At 39.7% G+C, this 15,853-nt stretch carries 18 protein-coding genes; 10 read left to right on the top strand and 8 right to left on the bottom strand.

Translation table 11 applies throughout. The features are described from left to right. Positions 1–104 precede the first annotated feature (104 nt). On the bottom strand, positions 105–821 hold the full coding sequence (locus tag GVK91_RS09920) for an FAD-binding oxidoreductase (RefSeq protein WP_159728394.1): 717 nt from the start codon (positions 819–821) through the stop codon (positions 105–107). A gap of 76 nt (positions 822–897) precedes the next feature. Further along, positions 898–1,752: a helix-turn-helix transcriptional regulator gene (locus GVK91_RS09925; RefSeq protein WP_159728396.1), complete on the bottom strand. Its 855-nt coding sequence runs from the start codon at positions 1,750–1,752 to the stop codon at positions 898–900. Positions 1,753–2,100: 348 nt separating this feature from the next. On the opposite strand from GVK91_RS09925, the gene GVK91_RS09930 reads away from it, so the two are divergent. Beyond that, a complete protein-coding gene (locus GVK91_RS09930) occupies positions 2,101–2,949 on the top strand; it encodes a DUF5694 domain-containing protein (RefSeq protein WP_159728398.1) in 849 nt (282 codons plus the stop codon). 346 nt (positions 2,950–3,295) lie between these two features. On the opposite strand, the gene GVK91_RS09935 is transcribed toward GVK91_RS09930, so the two are convergent. The 6 genes from GVK91_RS09935 to GVK91_RS09955 all read right to left on the bottom strand — a co-directional run bounded on the left by GVK91_RS09935 (position 3,296) and on the right by GVK91_RS09955 (position 7,741). Beyond that, positions 3,296–4,087 (bottom strand): hypothetical protein, encoded by a 792-nt coding sequence (locus GVK91_RS09935; protein ID WP_159728400.1) that lies wholly within the window; start codon positions 4,085–4,087, stop codon positions 3,296–3,298. A gap of 322 nt (positions 4,088–4,409) precedes the next feature. Then, the gene (locus GVK91_RS27620) at positions 4,410–4,541 is read right to left on the bottom strand and encodes a hypothetical protein (protein WP_262886200.1); all 132 of its coding nucleotides are present in this window, start codon (positions 4,539–4,541) and stop codon (positions 4,410–4,412) included. A 7-nt stretch (positions 4,542–4,548) separates the two neighbouring features. Continuing rightward, the gene (locus tag GVK91_RS09940; protein ID WP_159728402.1) at positions 4,549–5,352 is read right to left on the bottom strand and encodes an AraC family transcriptional regulator; all 804 of its coding nucleotides are present in this window, start codon (positions 5,350–5,352) and stop codon (positions 4,549–4,551) included. 19 nt (positions 5,353–5,371) lie between these two features. Continuing rightward, positions 5,372–5,773, bottom strand: coding sequence for a heme-binding protein (locus tag GVK91_RS09945; protein WP_159728404.1), 402 nt, complete (start codon positions 5,771–5,773; stop codon positions 5,372–5,374). A gap of 39 nt (positions 5,774–5,812) precedes the next feature. Next, the gene (locus GVK91_RS09950) at positions 5,813–6,604 is read right to left on the bottom strand and encodes an SDR family oxidoreductase (protein WP_159728406.1); all 792 of its coding nucleotides are present in this window, start codon (positions 6,602–6,604) and stop codon (positions 5,813–5,815) included. A 189-nt stretch (positions 6,605–6,793) separates the two neighbouring features. Further along, entirely contained in the window at positions 6,794–7,741 is a 948-nt protein-coding gene (locus GVK91_RS09955; RefSeq protein ID WP_159728408.1) for an alpha/beta fold hydrolase, read from the bottom strand. 377 nt (positions 7,742–8,118) lie between these two features. Between GVK91_RS09955 and GVK91_RS09960 the strand changes: the two genes are divergently transcribed. The 9 genes from GVK91_RS09960 to GVK91_RS10000 all read left to right on the top strand — a co-directional run bounded on the left by GVK91_RS09960 (position 8,119) and on the right by GVK91_RS10000 (position 15,782). Next, the gene (locus GVK91_RS09960; RefSeq protein ID WP_159728411.1) at positions 8,119–9,417 is read left to right on the top strand and encodes an epoxide hydrolase family protein; all 1,299 of its coding nucleotides are present in this window, start codon (positions 8,119–8,121) and stop codon (positions 9,415–9,417) included. Positions 9,418–9,577: 160 nt separating this feature from the next. Beyond that, complete coding sequence (locus GVK91_RS09965; RefSeq protein ID WP_159728413.1) at positions 9,578–10,036, top strand: protein-disulfide reductase DsbD N-terminal domain-containing protein; 459 nt, start codon at positions 9,578–9,580, stop codon at positions 10,034–10,036. Positions 10,037–10,069: 33 nt separating this feature from the next. Further along, positions 10,070–10,843 (top strand): thioredoxin family protein, encoded by a 774-nt coding sequence (locus tag GVK91_RS09970; RefSeq protein WP_159728415.1) that lies wholly within the window; start codon positions 10,070–10,072, stop codon positions 10,841–10,843. Between the two features lie 127 nt (positions 10,844–10,970). Then, positions 10,971–11,951, top strand: a complete 981-nt coding sequence (locus tag GVK91_RS09975) for a heme-binding domain-containing protein (protein ID WP_159728417.1) — start codon at positions 10,971–10,973, stop codon at positions 11,949–11,951. Continuing rightward, positions 11,948–12,388 (top strand): hypothetical protein, encoded by a 441-nt coding sequence (locus tag GVK91_RS09980; RefSeq protein WP_159728419.1) that lies wholly within the window; start codon positions 11,948–11,950, stop codon positions 12,386–12,388. The genes GVK91_RS09975 and GVK91_RS09980 overlap by 4 nt, the downstream gene beginning before the upstream one ends. A 43-nt stretch (positions 12,389–12,431) precedes the next feature. Beyond that, on the top strand, positions 12,432–13,475 hold the full coding sequence (locus GVK91_RS09985; RefSeq protein ID WP_159728421.1) for an alpha/beta hydrolase: 1,044 nt from the start codon (positions 12,432–12,434) through the stop codon (positions 13,473–13,475). A gap of 26 nt (positions 13,476–13,501) precedes the next feature. Beyond that, the gene (locus GVK91_RS09990) at positions 13,502–13,900 is read left to right on the top strand and encodes a DoxX family protein (RefSeq protein ID WP_159728423.1); all 399 of its coding nucleotides are present in this window, start codon (positions 13,502–13,504) and stop codon (positions 13,898–13,900) included. Between the two features lie 120 nt (positions 13,901–14,020). Beyond that, positions 14,021–15,037, top strand: a complete 1,017-nt coding sequence (locus GVK91_RS09995; RefSeq protein ID WP_159728425.1) for a sensor histidine kinase — start codon at positions 14,021–14,023, stop codon at positions 15,035–15,037. After that, entirely contained in the window at positions 15,018–15,782 is a 765-nt protein-coding gene (locus GVK91_RS10000) for a LytTR family DNA-binding domain-containing protein (protein WP_159728427.1), read from the top strand. The genes GVK91_RS09995 and GVK91_RS10000 overlap by 20 nt, the downstream gene beginning before the upstream one ends. Positions 15,783–15,853: the final 71 nt, after the last annotated feature.

A 15,853-nucleotide genomic window follows, 5' to 3' on the forward strand; every position in this document is an offset into this window, starting at 1 on the left:
CAGCTACACACTTGGCATTACGGATTACAAAATATCGTTCAATCACCTATGCCATCTACAGGACTAAAAATACAAATAAATACGCACAGTTTAACCGCATCGATCTATAATCCTTTTTTACCCGCTAACCAGTAGCCGTGTAAAAAAACATTGCCATTGGTTTTTTCTTTAATGATTTTTCTAAGCAGCTGAGCCGATTTTGCGTTACCTGTCAACACGAAATTAGCTTCTTGCCAATCCGGGGTATTGATCATTGGTAGCTTGCTGACCCATTCCTCCATGCTGAACGAAAAGTTTTTGGGAAATATCAGGCAATTTTCCAAACCCAATAATTTTGGAACGTTTTTGTTCTCTTCATCCAATTCAAAAAGGAACACAAACTGATGGTTGTTTTTCTTTAACATTGGAAGAAAAGAACAAGCAAGTGCTAACGAGGTTTCATCGCCAAAAATTACAAACCTTTGAGTCGTTTTATCATAATACCTGCTTTCTCCTCTCGGCTTATACATCACGATGTTGTCGCCCACTTTTAAATCCGACATATAATGACTTCCGCAACCTTTACCATTCAAATAAACGATGAATTCAAACAAGCCCTTTTCAGTATCTGCATAAGAAACGGTATATCTCCGCGCCTCTGTAGCATTAATTCTAAAGTCGATGAACAAACCTACCGCGAATTGTACATTTTTTAAATCCCCTTTAAAACAAATCTTCTTGACAGATTTTGATAAAGAGACTGCTTCGACAACCTCGGTCAAAGGTAGCTTGGGCGTTAAGAAATCTAAGGTATCAAATAACCATTTTGGTGCACTTGGCATAGTATTATATTTTGTTCAAAGCAAAGTACAGCAGAATCAATCGTATAAAATAGAACGGAAAAGAGTAGGTATTGGATTAATCGTGGTTTTTGCTACGAAATGTCAAAGCGGTAATTCCTGCAACTTTTACAAATAGTCGTGAAAAATAGGGATAGTCATCGTAACCTAATTCGGCTGCAACCTCTTTTACCGATTTATCAGAATGATATAGCAGCCGCTTTGCCTCTAAAATAATACGTTGTTGTATATGATGTGAAACAGAAAAACCCGTTACGTTCTTTACACATTCATTTAGATAAGCAACGGAGATGTTTAATGCTGCGGCATAGTCCGCGGGGCGTTTCATGTGCACAAAATTTTGCTCGAGCAATTCTGAAAATGCCTTCTGAATTATTTCAAAACGCGACAATTTTTCTGCTGGTTTTGACTGCTTGAGGAACTGCGACATAAATAGGGCGACCAATGTATTGCAACTGTCTTTCAGCTGCAAATGATATAACTTGTCTTCTTTTCTGTCATACAGGTTTCTACATAAAAGAAAACACGCTTGGATAATCGCTAAATCTGTGCGTGAGCATAACGATAATGGCTCGATAGGCGTATTGCGCTGCAATAATTTTAGGTAATCCGCATTTAAGTTTTCATTGGATATTGTTAAAATAAATCCACTTATATTTTCGACTTTCAAAGCTCTGTGAACCTGATTTGGCGATTGATATAGTATAGTTGGCTTATCTATCAAATATTTTTTAAAGTCTATTTCGGTATACGAGATACCACTTTCCTGCAATACGAAAAGGTGATAGTCGTGTCGATGTGCATGATTAAACTCTTTACTCCCGGGAATTTCTGATGCTATACGAACAACAGCGATTCCATTAAAATTGCTGTCCCAGCTCCTGACAGGAATGGATGCCCTGTGTTTTTGCATAGATTTTAAACTATTGTTAAATACAAATGTAAAAAATAAATGCCCCATAAACGGTTCAACCGATCTATTTATTCAGAATAAAAAGCATTGCGATGGCAACTCAAAGGTGGTATTCATCTTGTTATATTGGCCAAATACTAAACGATATTATGATCCACAGGCATTTATTCCTAAAGTATTCACAGAGTTGGATGAAAAGTTAATGAGAAGTATAGGCTTGCAACAGTAAAAACAACCATAGTTGGTCCTATAATGATTTATTATTCGTGACTGTTCATTTATTATTCGTAGCAGATAAGTAATCCCTATTTATTAGTTTCGTGAATTATTTATTTTTAACACTATTATATGCAAAATTCTTATTTTACTAAAATTTTCACAGTCCTTTTCCTGATACTTTTTCAATTTTCAGTGCTATCGGCTCAGGAGAAAATAAAGGTTATTTTACTCGGAACCTATCACTTCAATAATCCAGGAAACGATATGATTAAAGTACAGGATAGAAATATCCTATCCCAAGAAAATCAAAAGGACCTGGATAATGTCGTAGAAAAAATCTATTCATCTGATTATAAACCTGAACAAATATTTGTTGAAAGCAACTTTAACGAAAAGAAACAGTTAGATGCACATTACAAGTTTTATTTAAAGAATCAATATAACGCGTTCACCGATACAATAAAAAGCGAACGGATGAGAAGATTTTTTAAGGAAGGTGAAACGGTTCAACTGGGATTTCGATTGGCAAAAAAATTGAAACATCAGGAATTATATCCAATTGATACACTGATCGAAATGAGATTCGATATTTTGATGAAAGAGGTTAATTCCAACCCTACCTTAAAAAAAGAACTTGATGAAATAAAATTGTCAATATCGGATAAGTGTCTGGAAGAAAAGAATTTGAGTCAAATCTTTTTATGCATGAATGAAAAATCGAAACTAGACAACAATATTGGCTTTTATTTTTCATTCGCAAACAAAATTATGATCGGGAAAGATTATTTTGGTGCTAGACTCGTTACTGATTGGTATAAAAGAAATTTAATTATGTATGCCAATATTCAAAATCAAATTAAGCCCGGTACAAAAACCATCTTTATTTTGGTTGGAACCGGACATGCTTCAATATTTAGAACATTTTTTGAGGTTGATAAAAAGTTTGAATTAGTGGATCTAACAAAAATCTTTAATTAATATTAGGAAATCAGAGTTTACAACTCTTACTCCATGGTGAAATTATCTTTCATTTTAATGTCACCATGGAATTATTGGAGATTTTTTAAAGAGGTTTTATCCAGCATATTCGTATGAATCGATTCACAAATTAGGTCCATCGAAGACTACGTTTCATTAAACATTCGATATATTCTTTGAATTCAATCGGAGTACCGTCACAACATTTATGCTGCTTTTTTCAAATAAAAGGCACCCTTATTAACCGATAAGGGTGCCTTTTTGGCTAGATGTCCGCTTGGGCCAAATGTTAATCGGCTTTGGGCTTTGATCTAATTTAAAGTTAGGTATATTTTTGGATTTCAGCTTATTCTTTCGTTAATAAAAGGGCTATATCCTGTTTTGCAAGCACATGGCCTTTATGGACAATATTACTCTTGAGATAAAGGAAACATTGATTGCTATGATCGAGTCGGCCTACTGACACTTTTATAGACTTTATATCCAGTTCTCCCATTTCTGCAGGAACGACTTTATTCGGATCTGAAATTAATTTTCCATCTTTCTTAAATTCTTCGAGTTGCCAAGAGTAACCTGTCCAAGGTCCTGCGACCAATGTTGTCTGTTTGGCATCCAAAGTGATCTGTCCTTTATATTCCAAGCCCAGACTATCAACTCTGACCCTTTGGTCTTTTAAATCGATAACTAGATATTTTAAATAATCGCCGAAGTCTTTAGGCTCGAAATGGATACTATTGTCCTTGCGGATGATCTTGAGCTCCATAGCCCCTATTTTGTCTATTTTGATAGATTGGGAGAACTCCATAAAAGCAGCATACTCCTCTTCGCTAATACCTAGATTTTTGTGATATGGTATAGGCTCTCCGGGTTTTAACTCCTTCATGGTTTTGAAAAACCAATCTTCATTGGCTTTCATGGCTTGTTTCATCTTCCCAACAATTGCAAGCTGCGATGCATTCGGTCGGGGAATTCCCAACACCGCAGCCGTATAGTTGCCTTCAGGAAGTTGCCCGTCAATGAACTGAATTGCCAACGCATTGCTGTCCACCCCTGATTGCTTTTGTGCAGAAACATTGAAGGAAAATATGAATGCCACTAGCACCCCATAAAAACGAAAATATTGGTATAGAAATGTCATGTTCAATGTATTTGATCGATGAAATTACGGTTTAATCCTGACAATCCGCCATCTTCAGCGCCAAAGGGCCGTCTTTAGTGAAGATACTATACCAGCCTGGCAGGATCCCTCTCCAACTATTCTTCCTCCTTCAATAAGTATGCATAACAAACCTTATCGTCGTCTTCGTTATATCGTTATGATCCTCATAATGGAATGGTCGGTTCCTAAAAAAATAAAAAAACCTTGAGGAGAGGGATCTCAAGGTTTTTACTACCTGTTATTAACCTAATTTATGAAAAGTATTCTTATAACAATGGTTGATTCCTTTTCGTTTGATCTTTTATAAAAAACTCACCGACCCGATCACGGGTCTGTTGTCCAATTCGTTCCCTCGATCGCGGTGCCGGACGACTGAGTCGTTGTTGTCGCGATATAGCTTGAGCAATACGCTCAATTGTCGTAAAAATTCCATTGTTCTATTAGAGCCCAGTTGTGGTTGTTCCAAATTTTTCTTTAAACGAAGCATAAAAATGGGATAAGTTCTCAAACCCTAGATCCAGATAAAAATCGGATGGCTTTTGTTTTTTGTGCCTGATTAAATAATGGGCTTCGTCCAAACGCTTTGCCAATAACCATTTTTTTGGCGTTGTACCAAATGCTCTAGCAAAATCACGTTTAAAGCCGGAAAGACTTCTTCCGGTCAGTTTTGCAAAAGATGTTACTGATACATTGAACATAAAATTCTGGTTCATAAATTCTTCCAAATCTATTTTGTAGGGTTCGGAAAAATCGAACAGAATTTGTTTAAAATCAGGGTTGCACTGTAATAATAACTCGATGGCTTCCCTGATTTTTAAATCTGCCAATCGTGGCGTTGCTTCTTTTTTCTTATTGATATACGGAGCCAATGAAACGAAATAATTTTGCAGAAAATCATCCGGTTCAAAAAACAATTTCTGTTTGCCGGTGTATTTTTTGTCCACCACAATTTTATTTTCAAAAGCATACTGTTGCAATGTTTCCTTGTCCAACGTAATGGATACAAATTGGTATTTCCCCGATTTTGCAGGATATTTTATCGTTCTTATTAATTGATTTTTACGAACCAATACGACGACGTTTTCAGGAATTACGCTATTTCCATCAGCATGAAAAGCGTGTGTTTCTCCCGATAATTGAAATCCTAAGAAATGCTCGGGAATAAACTCTTCATTTCCTCTATGCTTTTCAAATACACAGGAATAGACCAACTTATCAAAAATAATTTCACGCTTTGCTTCCATACCACAAATATCTTAAATTTTAATTCAACCCGACAGCTCCTGCACCCGCGATTTCTTTATCCTGTTCTGGAGAGCCCCCCGAAGAAGCTATAGCCCCAATGATATTCCCGTTTTTATCCTTTATCACAACACCTCCAGCTATGGTCAATAGTCCATCATTTGAATTCAGCATTCCATATCCGTGAATATCTGCGCCGGAAACGATTGTGCCCATTATGTCACTATCTACACCGAACATTACGGCAGTTCTGGCTTTTTTTACGGCAAATTCTATTACACCAAAGACACTGTCTAATCTTGCAAAAGCAAGCAGATGTCCCCCAGCATCAACCACTGCAATGCTTACGGGAATGTTTAAAGCTTTCGTTTTTTCTATGGAAGCATTTAAGGCTTTCGTTGCTTCGTTATAAGTTATGTTCATTTTTCAATATTTTATGATCCGTGCTTTGTGGATTTCTATTTAGCTTTTAGCCGTCCAGGCTTCTGCCTGCAATTGTTTTACAAAATCTTCAGTTTCTTTTGGATGTACATTTCTAAAGTTCGAATTTTCATCCAGAGCCACATCAACGATGCACTCCGCCATCGATTGAGGATCTAACTGGTTGGCCAAAGCTTCGGCAGTACCATCGAATGCAGATGGAGGTGTAAAATTGTTATCGGGATTGTACCAACGGGAAATTGTATCAACACCTCGATCATTAAAACCGGTTCCAAAAATACCCGGATTACAGGTTGCAATCTTGATATTGAATGGTGCCAATTCTGTTTTCAACCCTTCAGCGATTGATCCCATTGCGTGCTTGGATGCACAATAAGCGGCCACATAAGGAACAGTCCATAATTCTCCCATAGAAGTTGTGAAAACAATTTTACCAGGTCTTTTTTCGTCAATAAATTTTTTGATAAAACCTTGTGCCAGTTGCAATCCACCAAAAACATTGACATCAAACATCGAACGGATTAGATCTATAGGCTGCTCCGCAATCGGACCACCTTCCATAATTCCGGCATTACTGATCAAAATATCGATATCGTATTTTTTAGTGATATAAGCGATATCTGTAGCATTGGTTACATCCAATTTATCCACAGTCAATTCTACGCCTTGCTCTTTGGCTTCTCTTATCAAGTCGCTCATTTGCGGATAAACTTGCGCTGTTGCAATCACCTTATGTCCTTTTTTTGCTAAATCAAAAGCGGCAATTTTTCCAAATCCACTTGCAGCTCCTGTGATTAAAATTCTCTTGCTCATATTTTCTGTATTTAAAAGTTATACAGCAAAATTGGACTAATTAGCGATGAAATTAATTCGTGAGAAGTTCAAAATTATATTGGCAGAAAGTCCAAGCAATTGTTGGTTGTTAGCATTGTAGTTTACTGTTTAATAATCGTTTCAAACGAAAAACCTGTTAGCTATTTATCATTTTTTGTTTCAGATAACCTATGGAGCAAGAAATGCAATAGCCTTCGTTAAAAAAGTCTCATAATTTTGATAAAATGCGGCGTGCCCCGAATCTGAAAACTCTAAAAGCATAGCGTTTTCTAAATTTTGTTTCATATTGTAGGCATTTTGAATGGAAATTGGAAGGTCCTGATCACCATGTACGATTAAAACAGGTTTTTTGATAGCCTTAATTTCATCCAGTGCTCCGGGGTCTGGCTGTGCCCAGGTTAGTACAGCTGTAAACTGAGCAGACGAACTAGCATCGCTAAGCACTGGATCTCTATCAATTATCCGTTGATGAACTCTAGCATAAGATGATTTTCCAGACGCAATACTTGACTGTGAATCGGTAAATCCGAATTTTAAGTAGGAATCTTCGGGACTAAGTCCTGCACTTCCAGCAATTATATTTGGAAGATTGGAAAGACCAATAGCTCCCTTGGGCCCACTATCAGCTAAAATTATTTTATTAATTAGTTCGGGATCCGTCAAAACAATTCTTTGAGCCACGAATCCGCCCATTGAAAATCCCATAATATTGACCTTCCCTAAATTCATTGCTTTGATAAAATCAATGGCATCGTTAGCCATTGCCTGAATAGTATTGGGGGTCGCTCCTTTCGAAGATGCCACTCCTTTATTATCAAATATGATCAATTTGTATTCTTTCGCGAGACCGTCGGTCACGACAGGATCCCAATCATCCATAGAACCACCTGTTCCAGGTAGTAATACTAGCGGAATTCCTCCATCTTTACCCCAACTTCGGTAAGCGAAATCTGTTCCTTTCACATTGATAAAGCTGGTCTTCGCATTTTTGTGATTTACAATGGTTGTCTCCTGCCCTATTGGTAAATCATTATCGTCGCTACACGAAATCGATACTGCGGAAAAAAGGCTTAAACATAGTGCGCCTGCGATAGTAAATTTTCTGATTGTCTTCATTTTATTATTGTTTTAATGATTATGAAGCAAACTTAAAACGATCGTCAAAGCACTACATACCCAAAACAGTTGAACCGGACAATTTTGTAAGTGAATTAGTCAATTCCGCGGCTCATATAGTTCATAGAAAAGTACCTCTACGTTGATTACAGGACAATGCTTTCTATCAAAATCCTTCATAGCCGGTTCTTTTATCTACCGATATCTTACTTTCAATCCGATTTATAAAAATGGAACTTCCTGTTCGAGCTTTAAAACTCCCAGCTCACCTGTGAATATGTCCACTTGAACCTATTCTCCGTTTAACACCCACGCCGCCCCACATACATTTGTTGCAACAAAAGAAATCAGATCGTAAAATCTAAAACAAAAAAGAAATGAAAACAAAAATAACAACAATCCTTATGGTAGCGACATGCGCACTATGTATTCCTACAATTACAAATGCACAGCGCACCATAGCAAAAACGGAAAGCGTAAACTCAGAAACTGGTATCAGACCTTACAAGATCAATATTCCACAGGCTAAACTTGATGAACTGAAAAGACGTATTTCGGAGACCCGGTTTCCAGATAGCGAAACGGTAAACGATGAATCACAGGGCATACAACTAGCCCAGTTAAAAGAACTGATCAATTATTGGGGAAATGGCTATGACTGGCGTAAGCTTGAAAACAAACTGAACGCGCTGCCACAGTTTGTCACCAAGATTGATGGACTTGACATACAGTTTATCCACGTGCGTTCAAAGGAAAAAGGTGCCTTACCCCTTATCCTTACACATGGATGGCCAGGATCACCCTTGGAATTTATCGATGCTATAGGCCCACTTACAGATCCCGTCAAATACGGTGGTAAAGCTGAAGATGCCTTTGATGTTATCATTCCCGCAATTCCAGGATATGGATTTTCCGAAATCCCTAAAGAACTTGGCTGGAACCCTGACCGTGTTGCCAAAGCCTGGGATATTTTGGTAAAACGTATGGGCTACACAAAATATGTTTCTCAAGGTGGAGACCATGGATCTGTAATCTCCGACGCGCTTGCCAGACAGGCTCCTTCGGGGCTATTGGGTATCCACCTGACCATGCCGGCCACAATTCCTGCAGACCTGGTAAAACCAATCAACGCCGGTGATCCCGCTCCGACAAGCCTTTCTCCAGAAGAAACAAAGGCTTATAATTCAATGCGCACTTTCTTTGGCAGAAACGCAGCGTATGGCGGGATGATGGTGACTAGGCCACAAACTACAGGCTATTTGCTTTCTGATTCTCCAACTGCACTAGCAGCGTTTTTATACGAAAAGATCGCTGAGTGGTCAGAAAGTAACCTCCAGCCAGAAAAGGTAATTAGCCGCGATGCGATCCTTGACGATATAACTTTGTATTGGCTAACCAATACCGGAGCATCCTCGTCCCGCTTTTACTGGGAAAATAATAACAACAATTTCAGTTCCGAACATCAGCAAACAAAGCGCATAAAAATTCCTGTAGCTATTTCAGTATTTCCGCATGAAATCTATCAAGCACCAGAAAGCTGGTCGAGAGCGGCTTATCCTTCTTTATACTATTATCATATCGCACCAAAAGGTGGGCACTTTGCGGCATGGGAACAGCCGGAGCTCTTCACCCAGGAAATGAGGAACGCTTTTAAAACGCTGCGGGATCAACTGTGATGATTTTCCTTTATGATCCAAACTGTCCATTAAACTGTCCATTAAACTGTCCATTTAAGGGCTTAAAACGTCTACTTCAAGCAGTTTACAGTGGCAGCAGGAGCATAATTCCGGTCTATTTGTACAAAGAATTTAAGGTTTAACAATTAAAAACATAGAAATGAACAGATTAACAATTTTAGTACTGACAGTTCTAATGATGTTCTGCTCACATTCAAAAGGACAGACCTTATTCGGTCAGGTGACATGGGAATGCACGCTTAAAAGGAAATCCCCCGAAGAAGGAGAAATCCGGATGAAGGCCAGGATCGCCCCCGGATGGCATATGTATGCACTGGGCAACAGCCCCCTGAGCCCTATCAAGATGAATTTTAAATTCGAGCCTGACAGATCTTACCAATTGGTGGGAAATGTGAGCCAGCCCAGCCCACTGTTGAAGTCTGATAAACTTCTGGGCATGCCAGTTACCTATTTTGAAAATGAGGTCGAGTTCGGTCAGAAGATCAGATTAAAGGGCAAAAATGGAACAATCCGGGGAACCATTCAGTTTATGCAGTGCAGCGATCAGGTATGTGTTCCGCCACAGGATTTCGGCTTCTCCCTAAAAATCTTCAACTAACAACAAACTATAAACAGCTTAAAAATTTAGATCATGAAATCAATAAAAGAAATACTATACGTTTTGAGCCTGCCTTTGATCATTGCCCTGATCATGGCCTTCAAGGGTATCAATGATGATAAAAACCTGCAAAAGATCAAAAGCAGCAACTCCGACAAAAGCTTCGCCGTGGTCGAGCTCTTTACTTCAGAAGGTTGCTGGAGTTGCCCTCCCGCAGATGAGCTTATTGCAAAACTTGAGAAGGATAACCTGAATAAAAAACTTTATATCATGGCCTTTCATGTCGATTACTGGGATCATCAGGGATGGAAAGATCGCTTTAGCAAAAGCAGTTTTACCGAAAGACAGAAACAGTACGCCACATGGATGAATCTAAGTACCTTATATACCCCCCAAATGGTCATCAACGGCAAACAGGAAATGGTCGGATCGGAAACAGGCAAAGTCATCAGCGGCATCCAGTCCGCGATGCTGGAACAACATACTGAAACTCTTGCTTTAAAAGTATTGAAAGCCGAAGGCAAAAATATCCAGATCGCTTATGTATCATCCTCTAGCTCCAAAAACTCGGACATCCTGGTCGCTCTTGTCCAGAAACACGCTTCCTCTCAGGTATCTGCGGGAGAGAACGCCGGAAAAGCCCTCTCCCATGTGCAGGTTGTACGCGAGCTGAAGAGCATGGGCACTAAAGCCCAGGACAGTTTTTCTTTTAAACTTCCGGAAACCGGTCATGCATGGGAAATCATCGCTTTCGAGCAGAACAAGAAATCCGGAGAAATACTAGCTGCCACAAGCATAAACCTTTAGGAAATGGGTTGTCCATTTCGGGGATCCAAAGGAAGAATTCAACATGCAATATGTCCGGTCCAACTGTTTTGAGCTTCCCTAGGGTAGTACTTTACCTTAATTTTAACATAACAAAAGAGCAAAGATCATGAAACTCCTAAAGCGAATCCAACTGATACCCACCATATTCATCTGCATTGTGGTCGGTCTTATCGCCCTTCAATTTTTCAATAGAACCATTAAACAAAAAGCCGTAACCGGACATATCAGAAATGTGCCCAAACAGGTTCAGCTTATCCTAGAACGTTCCTGTTTCAACTGCCATTCCAATGAGCAGCGACTATCGTTCTTTGATAAAATTGCCCCGGTATCGTGGATCGTGAACAGGGATATTGACCGTGCACGGGAAGTGATGAATTTTTCCGAGTGGGATAAGCTCTCCGATGCGGAACAGAAAGGTAAATTTTATGCCATTTACAATATGGTAAACGCGGGTAAGATGCCCCTGCCTTCCTATGCGCTCACACATCCGGACTCAAAACTATCTGCTGTTGAAGTAGCGACCATAAAACAGTATACCCTTTCGCTATCCGCAAAAGATGGTTTGCTACCTGCACATCAGGGTATTGCGAACGTACTAGAAACAACAGCTGCCCTTGCCCCGGTATCACCGAACGGAATCCCGTACAATGCCGATTTTAAGAACTGGAAAGTGATCGGGATGAGCACGCTTATCGACAATACACTACGCGTGATTTACGGAAATGACATCGCAGTCCGCGCTATCGAAGAGGAAAACTTCCACCCCTGGCCCAATGGCAGTGCAGTGGCCAAGGCGGTTTTTAAACAGACCCGAAAAGCCAATGGAGATATCGTGCCCGGAGATTTCGTAAACATGCAGTACATGGTAAAAGACGGAAAAACATATAAGGAAACCGAAGGCTGGGGTTTTGCGAAATTCAATGGTCAAGATTTAAAACCCACCGGACAGACCGCACTGTTTGCCCAACAGTCCTGTATCAGCTGTCATAGGCAGCTCGCAGAATCGACGGGTTACCTGTTCAATGTTCCGCCGAAAGTGAACTCCAAAAGAATGATCCAGCAATATCTAAAAACTGTCCAAAAATGAAAAAGATCCTATCCGTACTATTTCTAAGTAGTTTAATCTTCGGCTCATGCAGCAAGAACATATCAGATAAAGAGAATGGAAAAATACGGTTCATGTTTGAACCCGGCGAACTGAAATTTATCTCATCATCTTTTAATACGGACAGGCAGACGATGTCGGCATTATACGGGAATAAGGAAGCCCTGTCCCTCCTGGAAGGAGCCCGACATAGTCACGACCGCGTTTCACTCAAGCTTGTTACCTATAAAATGCTGGAAGATCCGCAATATTTTGGGAGTAAAGTAAACGGTGAACTCTTGCGTGTAGAGACGGTAAAAGCCGGCGGCGATGGCAAACTGGACTATACCACAGAATATGGTGAAATACCCTCCGGAGAATCCAGAGAGCAGCGTATTGCCGACATAATGGATACTGATCCCGTAAATTTTCCACAATGATAGCTTCAACTCAATAATTTAAAATCGACAAAAAACAGATCCAATGAATACAATAGCAAATTTTGGCAAAAAGGTGATTTTCACCCTCTCGTTATCCCTGCTTGCCACAGCAGGTGTATCATTAGTCCACGCCCAACAGCTTTCTCAGGATAAACATGTACAGGCTGACAACACCGTAGACTCCGCATTCCAGCATACAAAAAAAATAAGGGCAGGACTGCTTGATATAGGCTACGCAGAGGTCGGTCCAAAAACCGCGAAGCCCGTTATCCTGCTCCATGGATGGCCATACGATATTCATAGTTTTGAAAAATCCGCTGAATTGCTTGCAGCAAAAGGATACCGAGTACTTGTGCCCTATCTCCGGGGTTACGGAACAACAACCTTTATTTCGCCAAAGACTGTACGTAACGGACAGCAGTCAGCTGTGGCGCTCGATATCATCGCCTTCATGGATGCCCTGAAAATAGATAAAGCTGTTGTTGGGGGCTTTGACTGGGGCGCCAGGACTGCCGATATCATGGCTGCCCTCTGGCCGGAACGTGTTTCTGCGCTGGTGGCTGTAAGCGGGTATCTGATCGGGAGCCCCAAAACAAATGAGATCCCACTTCCACCGGCTGCTGAATTCTTGTGGTGGTACCAGTACTATTTCTCAACGGAGCGGGGTTACAAAGGTTACAAAGCACATACAGCGGCTTTTAACAAACTGATTTGGAAAACAGCCTCCCCGAAATGGTCTTTTGATGAAGAAACCTATCAGCGCTCGGCCAGATCGTTTGAAAATCCTGACCATGTTGCTATCGTGATCCATAATTACCGCTGGCGGCTGGGGCTTGCTCCCGGAGAGAAACAGTACGACGAACTTGAAGCAAAGCTCGCCAAATCACTGGATATCACCGTACCGACCGTGACCCTGGAAGGTGATGCCAACGGTGCGGCGTTTCCACTCCCTGAAAACTATGCTTCCAAATATAAAGGAAAGTACAAACACCATAACCTGACGGGTGGGATCGGACACAACCTGCCACAGGAAGCACCCAAAGAATTTGCAGATGCCATTATTGAGGCCGACTCGCTCTCTAAATAATAAAGAAATTAATCACAAAAAATATTATGAAAAATTCAACATACAAAAAGATTTATTTTACCGGAAGTATCCTGATATCAATATGGTTTGGGCTCAGCGGCTTTTTTGAACTGACACATAACCCTGCAGTATGGGACATCACACAAAAATTAGGCTATCCAGCGCATTTTATATACATTCTCGGCGTATTCAAAATTTTAGGTGTTACTATATTACTGATCCCGAATAGATTTAAAAGGCTTAAGGAATGGGTTTTCGTAGGTATGTATTTTGATATTATTTTTGCGTTCTTCTCAAAAATTGCTGTTCTTGAACCTTCTTCCGTAATCGATACATGCGTTGCCATTACTATACTTTCAGTGACCTATTTTTCATTTAATAGGATAAATCATGTTATTTATACAGCAAAAGATCTAAATACTTAAATTACAAGTATCAGGTATTTAGATATAAAACATTTTTCGCTAATTTGCTGGCATTTCAAACAGCCAGAAATACCAGCAAATTATATAAAACATTATCAGCTTAACAACGGTGAGCAAAGTATGAAGACACCTTTTTATATATCCCATAAACTAATCTGGATCAGTTCAATATCATTGGGTATACTAACATCTATCCCAAAGATTGTGGACCATAATTTTATTCTTTCTGAGGGTATTGCCGACTTTGGTGTAACCACGGGTTTTGCCCTTTTGATCTGGTACTACAATATCCATTCGATACCAGCCTATACAAAGAAAACGGGCAGCAAAAATGTGATATCACCTCAACTTTTCAGAGGTTTAGGAGTTGGTTTGGTATTGATGTTCGTACTTTCCTCAATACAGTATTACATCCTTTCACATCTCAATTTTGGACCTAAAATGCTGATGTATGAGGTCAGAGGTGTACTCATCAACCTGACTTTCTATATGTTTATACATCTCCTATACCAGACTTATCTCAACCAGCAGGTGGTACGGGAACTTGAGCGTTCGATGTCCGCAAACCTCGCAGCACAGTATGAGCTTTTAAAACAGCAGGTAAATCCGCATTTTCTGTTCAACAGTCTCAACACGTTAAAATACATGGTGGAAAGCAATGACACTCAGTCAGCGGAATTTATCATCAAGCTTGCTGATTTTTACAGGTTTACTTTGGGCAGCCTCAAACTGAACCTACTTCCACTCGGAGAGGAGCTACAGATCATGGACTCCTATATTTACCTATTAAAAGCACGTTTTGAGGAAGGTTTAGTTATTTCAATGAATCTAGGACGTGAAATTTATGGAAGTTTTATTCCTCCTTTTACATTGCAGCTCTTGGTAGAGAACTGCATTAAACATAATATAGTTTCACTTGAGAAACCCCTACATATATCCATTGGGCAGGAAGGTGATTACCTTATTGTCAGCAATAATATGCAGCCCAGGAAAATATCGGAACCTTCTACCGGTTTAGGACTTGAAAATATCAACCAGCGTTATCTTCATCTATCCGAAAAGGAGATCAGTATCCTAATGGATACTGAAACATTTACTATAAAACTTCCCATTATATATGAACATACTAATAATTGAGGACGAGATTAAAGCTGCCCGTTCCCTCGAGAACCTGATATCGAAACTTCGTCCAGAGTCTAAGATTATGGCAAAGATCCAGAGCGTTGAAGGAGCCATAGATTACCTCTCTGACAGTGCCACGCCGGATCTTATCTTTATGGATATACAACTTTCTGACGGGATCAGTTTTGATATATTTAAGTCGGTAAAGGTTGTATGTCCTGTTATCTTTTGCACAGCATTTGGTGAATACGCAATGGAGGCTATAAAAGAGAACGGAATTGATTATCTGCTTAAACCCTTTTCAGAAACAGACCTAAAAAACGCTTTTGAAAAGGTAGATAATTTCAAGAATTTCTTTCAGAAAACCACCGAAAATAATCTTGTTGAACTGATCCAGAAGATCAGTGGCGAAGACAATAAAAAGAAGAGCTTTCTCGTGTTCAAAAACAATAAGTACATGACGGTGAAGACAGAAGATATTGCTTTTATCTATATTAACTACACCTCTCCGACCATGGTGACTTTTAAGGGTGAGCATTTTGATCTCAGTCAATCCCTGGATCAGCTGGCCTCCCAATTATCTGGCAAAGATTTTTTTCGGCTGAACAGACAGTATTTAATCAGTTTTTCGGCCGTTAAAGAGGTTGAACATTATTTTGCCAGGAAATTATATGTCAAATTGACTGTCCCCACAGACGATAAGCTGCTTATAGGCAAAGAAAAGACCGCCCAGTTCCTCAGTTGGCTAGAAGATCGTTAAGATACAAATGTCCGCTTTACGCTTGAATATGTCCAATTAAAAGTTAACCTGTTTTGGTCTTCGATCTAATT

The sequence above is a fragment of the Sphingobacterium sp. 18053 genome, from assembly GCF_902706145.1.
Taxonomy (GTDB): Bacteria; Bacteroidota; Bacteroidia; order Sphingobacteriales; family Sphingobacteriaceae; genus Sphingobacterium; species Sphingobacterium paramultivorum.

Bases quoted from the DNA above. Each gene is read 5' to 3' on its own strand.
- GVK91_RS09960 (WP_159728411.1), top strand. From the start codon at position 8,119: ATGAAAACAAAAATAACAACAATCCTTATGGTAGCGACATGCGCACTA.
- GVK91_RS09925 (WP_159728396.1), bottom strand. From the start codon at position 1,752: ATGCAAAAACACAGGGCATCCATTCCTGTCAGGAGCTGGGACAGCAAT.
- GVK91_RS09965 (WP_159728413.1), top strand. From the start codon at position 9,578: ATGAACAGATTAACAATTTTAGTACTGACAGTTCTAATGATGTTCTGC.
- GVK91_RS09995 (WP_159728425.1), top strand. From the start codon at position 14,021: ATGAAGACACCTTTTTATATATCCCATAAACTAATCTGGATCAGTTCA.
- GVK91_RS09930 (WP_159728398.1), top strand. From the start codon at position 2,101: ATGCAAAATTCTTATTTTACTAAAATTTTCACAGTCCTTTTCCTGATA.
- GVK91_RS09945 (WP_159728404.1), bottom strand. From the start codon at position 5,773: ATGAACATAACTTATAACGAAGCAACGAAAGCCTTAAATGCTTCCATA.
- GVK91_RS09985 (WP_159728421.1), top strand. From the start codon at position 12,432: ATGAATACAATAGCAAATTTTGGCAAAAAGGTGATTTTCACCCTCTCG.
- GVK91_RS09990 (WP_159728423.1), top strand. From the start codon at position 13,502: ATGAAAAATTCAACATACAAAAAGATTTATTTTACCGGAAGTATCCTG.
- GVK91_RS09940 (WP_159728402.1), bottom strand. From the start codon at position 5,352: ATGGAAGCAAAGCGTGAAATTATTTTTGATAAGTTGGTCTATTCCTGT.
- GVK91_RS09975 (WP_159728417.1), top strand. From the start codon at position 10,971: ATGAAACTCCTAAAGCGAATCCAACTGATACCCACCATATTCATCTGC.
- GVK91_RS09980 (WP_159728419.1), top strand. From the start codon at position 11,948: ATGAAAAAGATCCTATCCGTACTATTTCTAAGTAGTTTAATCTTCGGC.
- GVK91_RS10000 (WP_159728427.1), top strand. From the start codon at position 15,018: ATGAACATACTAATAATTGAGGACGAGATTAAAGCTGCCCGTTCCCTC.
- GVK91_RS27620 (WP_262886200.1), bottom strand. From the start codon at position 4,541: ATGGAATTTTTACGACAATTGAGCGTATTGCTCAAGCTATATCGCGAC.
- GVK91_RS09955 (WP_159728408.1), bottom strand. From the start codon at position 7,741: ATGAAGACAATCAGAAAATTTACTATCGCAGGCGCACTATGTTTAAGC.
- GVK91_RS09920 (WP_159728394.1), bottom strand. From the start codon at position 821: ATGCCAAGTGCACCAAAATGGTTATTTGATACCTTAGATTTCTTAACG.
- GVK91_RS09950 (WP_159728406.1), bottom strand. From the start codon at position 6,604: ATGAGCAAGAGAATTTTAATCACAGGAGCTGCAAGTGGATTTGGAAAA.
- GVK91_RS09935 (WP_159728400.1), bottom strand. From the start codon at position 4,087: ATGACATTTCTATACCAATATTTTCGTTTTTATGGGGTGCTAGTGGCA.
- GVK91_RS09970 (WP_159728415.1), top strand. From the start codon at position 10,070: ATGAAATCAATAAAAGAAATACTATACGTTTTGAGCCTGCCTTTGATC.